Source organism: uncultured Muribaculum sp. (assembly GCF_910583865.1).
GTDB lineage: Bacteria > Bacteroidota > Bacteroidia > Bacteroidales > Muribaculaceae > Muribaculum.
Map to the genome: position 1 here is coordinate 20,360 of NZ_CAJTYX010000036.1, position 8,296 is coordinate 28,655.

The window sequence follows — 8,296 nt, forward strand, 5'->3', positions numbered from 1 at the left end:
CACATTCATATCACACAGTCACTTAGGCGGATATTTGAGTCAGTAACTTTGCAGGGTCGAATCATAGCGCATTTTAACCCCAATTTATATACACATGAGACTCAGATCATTACTCACATCGACTCTTCTACTGACCTTGACAGGCGGGTTGGCTGTCGCGCAGCAGCCTTATGCCGGGTGTTGGTTTCCCGACGATATCCGCAACTGGACGCCCTCCTACGACAAGGACGCCAAATTCAACCGTTCACGCGTACCGCTAAAACAGCGTGTCGCTACTCCCGAAGTCATGAAGGCAAATGCCGAGCAATTCGCCGAAGGACAGCTTATGACCGCCACCGTCACCTCAAAGATGTGCGGACTATGTGCCGCCCAAGGCTACGATGACTTCATCGGTTATACGCCCACGTTCTGGCAATATATAGAAAAATTCGTCAACTGGGGTGGGGCCGACGATGAAGGCATTATCGTCATCCCGCCGGCACCCACCATCGATGCCGCTCATATCAACGGCACAAAGGCGTTTGCCAACATATTCCTTCAGGGCACCAATAACGGCGGCATGTGGGCCAAGCAGCTTGTCAGCCGCAACGGAAATGAGTTCCCCTATGCGAAGAAACTCTACGAGATGGCGAAATACTACGGCTATGACGGATATTTCATCAACGATGAAAGCAACCAGGAGCTGCAGAGCACTTGGGTCGAATGGGTGGAATACTTCTATTCCCTGGCCCAGGCCGACGGCGACAACACAATGGAGATTGTGTGGTACGACGCAAGCACCAAGCCATATGTCGACATGCTAAAGACCAACCCGCGCAGTTCCCACTTCCTCGACTACGGCGCGGTAGAGGACTGGCGCAGCTATGCTTCGCGCATCGGATGCACCCAGGAGGAGATATTCCACCGCATCTATTCCGGCATCGAATGCGGACGCGCCGGACTCATGGGCTTCGCACGCGACCTGGACAACGGCTTTACACGCACAGGCCATGTGACATCTCTCGCACTGTTCGTTCCCGAGGACAAGATATGGAAATCCAATGTCGAATCATATTTCTACAAACCGGACGCTCGCGGGGAGAAAGCCTATGAGGCGATGCGCAAGACCTACGAAAACGAGCGCGGCACCTATGTGAACAAAGCCGGAGATCCTTCCACTATCGTGAAGAAAGGTTCGTCATGGTCGCCAAGCTGGCGCGGCCTCTCCGGAGCCATGGTCGAGGCAACGGCCATCGACGCGTTCCCGTTCACTACCAACTTCAATGTCGGAGTAGGCAAACACCGCTTCGTCGAGGGCGTGAACGCCGGCTCACGCGACTGGAGCCACGGCGGCATGCAGGGGATACTCCCGACATGGCGATGGTGGATCGAAAACGGTGACGGGCTCACCGAATCGATCGACTGGGACGATGCATACTCCGGCGGCAATTCCATGCTGATAGCAGGTACGCTCCCGGCAGGCTCCAACCTCATGCGCCTCTACAAGATGGCGGCCAAGTGCGACGGTGGAGAGCTGCGCCTCGTCTACAAAAGCAACAATACACTCACTCCCGTGCTCAGGCTCTCCACGTCAAGCTCGGTAAATCCCGACCTTGAGATAGCCGCACGCTCTACATCGCAGTCCAACGGATGGACGGTTGCCGTATATGACCTGTCATCCGCAAAAGGCAAGACCGTCTACATGGTGGGCTTCGACCTGAAAGCCGACCCTGAGATAGCCGCCTATGAGATGCGTCTCGGCCAACTCTCCATTATCCCTGAAGGCTACTCGCCGAAAGCCGTCGAAATCTCCAACCTCGCCATACTCAACAAGCTCGGCGAAGATGGAGGAGACCTGCGCGTCACCTGGGACTGGGCCGACAACGCCGATCTCGACCATTTCGACATATATGTGGCTGATGCCGCAGGCAAGCAGACCCTCGTGGGACAGACCCGCGACGAAGCCTACTACATCCCTGAGATCAAGCGCAATGCCGATGAGGCTTCTGTAGAAATCAAGGTTGTGCCTGTAATGAAAAACTCCTCCACAGGCAAGACCGCCTCTGTCAAGGCCGGGTTCGCCGGACAGTCTGCCCCTGTGGTAGAGATAATCACCTCATGCAGCTACGCCAAGGTCGGCGACGTAATTGAACTTCATGCCGTAGCGGCAGGCAATACCACGGAATGCCTGTGGACTCTCCCCGAAGGACTCCGCTTCGCCGAGGGTGCCGACGCATCAAAGCCGGACACACGCGTAGTGGTGGAATCAACAGGCTCGTTCAAAGTAAAGGCAAAACTTACAAATACCTTAGGAAGCGGCGAAGCCGAGGCTTTCGTAGTGGAAGGCATGACGGAAGATCGCTTCAACCAAATTGCCAACATTGCGCTCGGCAAGAAAATCGTTGACCAGAGCACTCCCGCAAATAGCGCACAGGGTGGAGCAAACCTCCTCGACGGAGTGCGCAAACCCGAAAATACGGATGCAAAATGGTGCACAAGTTGCAAATATCCTTATGTGGTGATTGACCTTATGGATCCATTCATCATCTATGGATTCGGTATATTCGACTGCAAGTCGGGCGACGAGGACCGCGACAACATAGCCAACTACCGCATCGAGCTGAGCAACGACGGCGAGACATGGACCGAGGCGGTCGACCGAAACGGACGCGCCGGCGACAATATCAAATATGACTATATCGAGCCGACCGCAGCACGCTTCGTCCGCCTGGCACCGAACAACTTCAACGCCATCATCACCCCGCGCATATGGGAGTTCGAGGTATATGGCCGCCAAGCCACCCAGATCTCCTTCACCCTCCCGAATGACGTTCTCGTGAAGATGGGTGAGAAGTCGGTAATCAATATCCCCTACTCGCTCAATGGCGAGACCCGTGCTGATAATTTCGAGCTTAAAGCCTCCGCTTCAAATGCCAATGTCGAAATCACGAATATCTCCGAGGATGCAGCCTCAAGCAGTTTCAATGTCGAGATTGCCGCAAAGGGCGTAGGTGTAACCGCACTGACATTCGATCTTACCAACGGTGAGTATTCCAAGACCCGCAGCATGTCGGCCATCGTCGATGATCCAAACGCGAAAAACATCTTGTCGGGACTTGCCGCCACTGTCTACCAGTACCCCTACGGACCGGGGTGGGACGACTACTACGATACTTACACCGTATCCGGCCTGACCGATGGCGACACCAAGAGCAACGCATTGGAGGCGATAGAGGAAGCTTCCGGATATGAGGACGATATCGACATCATATTCGAGCTGGCCGAAGAGTGCACGCCCACCAAGATACGTCTTTACTTCCCTGACGACAACTACGCGCTCAATGAGAATGACCAGATGAGCGAGGTCGTAAAGGATGTCACTGTCAAGTACAAGGACAACGGCAAGTTCGTGGCCATACCGGGAGCAGTGATAACCAATATCGGCAAGAAGGCATCGGTAGAGCATATATTCGGAAGCGACGTGAAAACCTCGCATGTGTCAATCACCCTGAACAATAATATATATGCTTATCCGGCACTTGCAGAAGTAGAGATATTCGCCGCAGGAGGCACATCCGCCATAAAAGGCGTGGAGCTTAAGCAGCACAAGGATATCGAGGCCGTCTATAACCTCCAGGGTGTACGCATTGAGAATCCGGGCAACGGCATCCACATCGTACGTTACTCCGACGGCACTACGGAGAAAGTGCTCTTCCGATAAACACTGCATTCGCATTTATAAACCTCAAATAAAAATAAAGATTAGGTAAGTTTAAGATTGTTTGAAAACTTGAAGTTCCAAACCCGAGGTGCCGCGCTGGATTCCGACGCGGCACCTGTCTATATTTCACCGTGCACCGGTAATTTCGTAAATTTGTGCATGATTATGAATCTTGACGATATCATGCAGGCTGCGGGCGCGCTCAGATGGGGTGTGGCCGAGGCTGCACAGGTCGACCCGGAGGCATGGCAAAGGCGTGAGAGATGGCTGCGTGACGGCAACCATGCCTCGATGGATTACCTCGCGCGATACCCCGAGGTGCGCCGCGACCCGCGCAACCTTCTTGACGGCGCAAGGAGCATCATAGTCGCGGCATTCAACTATTTTCCCGCCACGCGCCAGAGCGGCGACGCGCCGCAGTTTGCCTGGTATGCCTACGGGCGCGACTACCACGAAGTGGTGCGCAATTGTCTGGAGCAGGTTGTCGAATCCCTGTCGGCACAGAATCCGGACGCGGCATTCCGCATATGCGTGGACACCGCGCCGCTGATGGAGCGGTACTGGGCCGTGAAAGCCGGCATAGGGTTTGTCGGACGCAACGCGCAGCTCATCGTGCCGGGCCACGGGTCGGCATGCTTCCTCGGCGAGATAGTCACCACCCTTCGGCTGCAACCTTCAGACCCATGCACGCTGTCGTGCCCCGAAGGATGCGACAGATGTATCCGCGCATGCCCGGGGAAGGCCATCGCCGGCGATTCAACCATCGACGCGCGCTGCTGCCTCTCCTACCTCACCATAGAGCATCGCGGGCCGCTCCCTGACGACGCGCCCGACCCGGGACGACGCATCTACGGCTGCGACACCTGCCAGAGCGTATGCCCTCTCAACGCCGGCGCCCTGCCCACCGACATCGACGAATTCCGCCCGTCAGACTCATTCCTATCGCTGCGAGACAACGATATCGCCTCGATGACGCCTGACGGTTTCTCCCGCATATTCTCGCACTCCGCCGTAAAACGCGCCAAGCTCGCCGGACTGCTGCGCAACCTCGCGGCGATGCGCCCGCGTTGACATAGGCAAAAGTTTTTTCTCATCGTCCGCTAAAAATTCGTAAATTTGCACGTTGCAAAAGTCACAACCTATGGCTATTATTTAACGACTAACTATAAATTATCGACTTATCTATGTGTGGAATAGTAGGATACATCGGACACCGGGAAGCATATGACATCCTTGTCAAGGGCCTCCACCGTCTTGAGTACAGAGGATATGACAGCGCCGGAGTGGCCATGATCAATCCGGAAGGCAAGTTGAACATCTACAAGCACACCGGCAAAGTAGCCGAACTTGAGGCATTCTGCCAGTCAAAGGACATCACAGGCACAGTAGGGATAGCCCACACAAGATGGGCCACCCACGGCGAGCCGAGCGACGTGAACGCCCATCCCCACTACAGCACCAACGGGAAGATAGCGATTGTCCACAACGGAACCATCGAGAACTACAACGTACTCAAACAGGCGCTCATGCAGCATGGCTGCGAGTTCGTCAGCCAGACCGACACCGAGGTGGTGGTCAAGCTAATCGAATATATTCAGTCCAACAACAACTGCACGCTTCTCGATGCAGTGCGCGAGGCCCTCAACCAGGTGATCGGGGCCTACGCCATAGCGGTAATCGACTCCGACTGTCCCGACACGGTAATCGCCGCCCGCAAGAGCTCGCCGCTCGTGATCGGCATAGGTGACGACGAGACGTTCATCGCCTCCGACGCCTCACCTATCATCGACTACACCAACCGAGTGGTCTACCTCCGCGACAACGAAATCGCCATCATCACCCGCGACGAACCTCTCAAGGTCATCACCACCGACAACGAAGAGTCGACCGTCGACATCCAGACCCTCCGCATGTCGGTGTCGCAACTCGAGAAAGGCGGCTACCCCCACTTCATGCTCAAGGAGATATTCGAGCAGACCAACACGATATTCGACTGCATACGAGGCCGCATCGCCGCCGACGGCACAGCCATAAAGCTCTCCGGCGTGAGCGACCATCCCGACCGTTTCATCAACGCAGGCCGCATCCTCATCGTGGCGTGCGGCACGTCGTGGCACGCCGGACTGATCGGGGCGCGCCTCATCGAGAATTTCGCCCGCATACCGACACGCGTAGAATACGCTTCCGAATTCCGCTACGCCAACCCGGTCATACGCCCAGACGACGTCGTGATAGCAATATCGCAGAGCGGAGAGACTGCCGACACCCTTGCCGCTATAAAGCTTGCCAAGGAGCAGGGAGCGTTTGTCTACGGCGTATGCAACGTCGTCGGTTCATCGATAGCACGCGAGACCCACACAGGCACATACATCCACGTCGGCCCGGAAATAGGCGTGGCCTCTACCAAGGCTTTCACAGGACAAGTGACCGTGCTTGCCATGCTCGCTCTCGCCATAGGGCAGCTCAAAGGCACTGTAAGCAAGGAGCAGCTGACCGAGGTGGCGCGCTCGTTGCAGAGCCTCCCGGCACTCATCACTGAGACACTCAAACTGAACCCGCAGATAGAGAAGCTTTCGGCCACCTACACCTACGTGCGCAACTTCCTATACCTCGGACGCGGTTACAACTACCCGAGCGCGCTCGAAGGCGCACTCAAACTTAAGGAAATCAGCTACATCCATGCCGAAGGATACCCCGCCGCTGAGATGAAGCACGGCCCGATAGCCCTCATCGACAAGGAAATGCCGACAGTGGTGATAGCTCCCGACGACGACCTCCACGAGAAAGTCATCTCCAACATACAGCAGGTGAAAGCGCGCGGAGGCTCCGTGATAGCCATCGTCACCAAAGGCGACACTACAATCCCGGCCATCGCCGACCATGTGCTTGAGATTCCGCCCGTACCAGAAGCCATATCGCCCGTCATCGCCGCCATCCCGCTCCAGCTGCTCGCCTATCATATCGCGATAATGAAGGGGTGCAATGTCGACATGCCGCGCAACCTCGCCAAGTCGGTCACCGTAGAATAATCTTGTAAAGTACAATAAACACGCCATGTCAACTAAAAAAGAACAGACCCCCGTACTGCTGCTGACCGGTTATCTCGGCAGCGGCAAGACAACACTGGTAAACCATATCCTCTCCAACGAGCGCGGCATACGCTTCGCCGTGATTGTCAATGACATCGGCGAAGTGAACATCGACGCGTCGCTCATACAGAAAGGTGGAGTGGTCGATACTGCCGACGACTCGCTCGTGGCCCTTCAGAACGGCTGCATATGCTGCACGCTGAAGATGGACCTCGTGAAGCAGATCGAGGACATCATCGCCCTCCACCGATTCGACTACATAGTGATCGAGGCGAGCGGCATCTGCGAACCCGCCCCGATAGCCCAGACCATATGCTCCATCCCATACATGGGTGCTGAATATGGCCAAAACGGAATACCGCGCCTCGACTGCATAGTGACGGTGGTCGACGCCCTGAGGCTACAGAGCGAATTCGACTGCGGCCGCGACCTCACCAAGAAGGACATCGACGACGAGGACATCGAAAACCTTGTCATACAGCAGATAGAGTTCTGCAACATCATCCTCCTCAACAAGGCCTCCGAAGTGGCTTCCGACCAGCTCAAACGCATACGCGAGATCGTGCGCGTGATACAGCCGAAAGCGGAGATCATCGACACCGACTACGCCGACGTGGACATTGCGCGACTGCTCGACACCCACCTGTTCAACTTCGAGAAAGTCGCCACTTCCGCCGGATGGGTGCGCGAACTCGAACGTCCGGTCTCGGAAGAGGAGGAACTTGAAGCACAGGCCGACCATCACAATCATCACGAGGAGCACCACCACGACCACGATGACGACCATCATGACCATGATGGCGATTACGACCATGACGGACACCGTCATCATGACGAAGAAGAGCACGGCCACCACCATCACAACCACCATCACCATGACGGAGAGGGCGAGGCGGAGGAATACGGTATACAGACTTTCGTCTACTACCGCCGCGATCCGTTCGGCCTCAACAGGTTCGACTACTTCCTCGACAAGAAATGGCCGCGCAACGTGGTCCGCACCAAAGGCGTGCTCTACTTCGAGCAGCGCCCGGAGATGTCCTACCTGTTCGAGCAGGCAGGTATCCAAAAGAAACTCACCGAAGCTGGCCAATGGTATGCCACCGCTCCGGAAGATGACCTGATGATGCTCATGCAGCAGAATCCCGACATGATGCGCGACTGGCACGAGCACTACGGCGACCGCATGGTCAAGCTCGTGTTCATCGGCCAGCACCTCGACCGCGAGGCCATCACCCGCGAACTCGACGCATGCCTCGGCCGCTTCTGACACCACACTCCCCAACCCACTAAGATGGCGATGTGTTGAAAATTCAGCACATCGCTTTTTTCTTTAGAGATTGCTTCGAAGATTGCGATAAGCAGTAGGAGACAATCCGTCAATAATCGGCTCTAACGGTGAATTTCTTACCGTGGATGGAGTACAACCTCTATTCTTCGGCTATTTTTTATTTTAATTTATTACTGTCCGCTAAACCATAAATCAGAGAGTCCAACATCTTGAAAG

The 8,296-nt window shown here is 55.6% G+C and carries 4 protein-coding genes; all 4 read left to right on the top strand.

The features are described 5' to 3' along the window. Window positions 1-94: 94 nt before the first annotated feature. Window positions 95-3,700 carry a discoidin domain-containing protein gene (locus QZ303_RS08365; protein WP_295731627.1) on the top strand — a complete coding sequence of 1,202 codons (3,606 nt, stop codon included), beginning with the start codon at window positions 95-97 and terminating at the stop codon, window positions 3,698-3,700. Window positions 3,701-3,865: 165 nt separating this feature from the next. Next, window positions 3,866-4,771, top strand: coding sequence for a tRNA epoxyqueuosine(34) reductase QueG (queG, locus tag QZ303_RS08370; protein ID WP_295731629.1), 906 nt, complete (start codon window positions 3,866-3,868; stop codon window positions 4,769-4,771). A gap of 113 nt (window positions 4,772-4,884) precedes the next feature. Next, the gene (gene glmS, locus QZ303_RS08375) at window positions 4,885-6,729 is read left to right on the top strand and encodes a glutamine--fructose-6-phosphate transaminase (isomerizing) (protein WP_295731632.1); all 1,845 of its coding nucleotides are present in this window, start codon (window positions 4,885-4,887) and stop codon (window positions 6,727-6,729) included. A 25-nt stretch (window positions 6,730-6,754) separates the two neighbouring features. Next, window positions 6,755-8,059: a GTP-binding protein gene (locus QZ303_RS08380; RefSeq protein WP_295731634.1), complete on the top strand. Its 1,305-nt coding sequence runs from the start codon at window positions 6,755-6,757 to the stop codon at window positions 8,057-8,059. Window positions 8,060-8,296 lie beyond the last annotated feature (237 nt).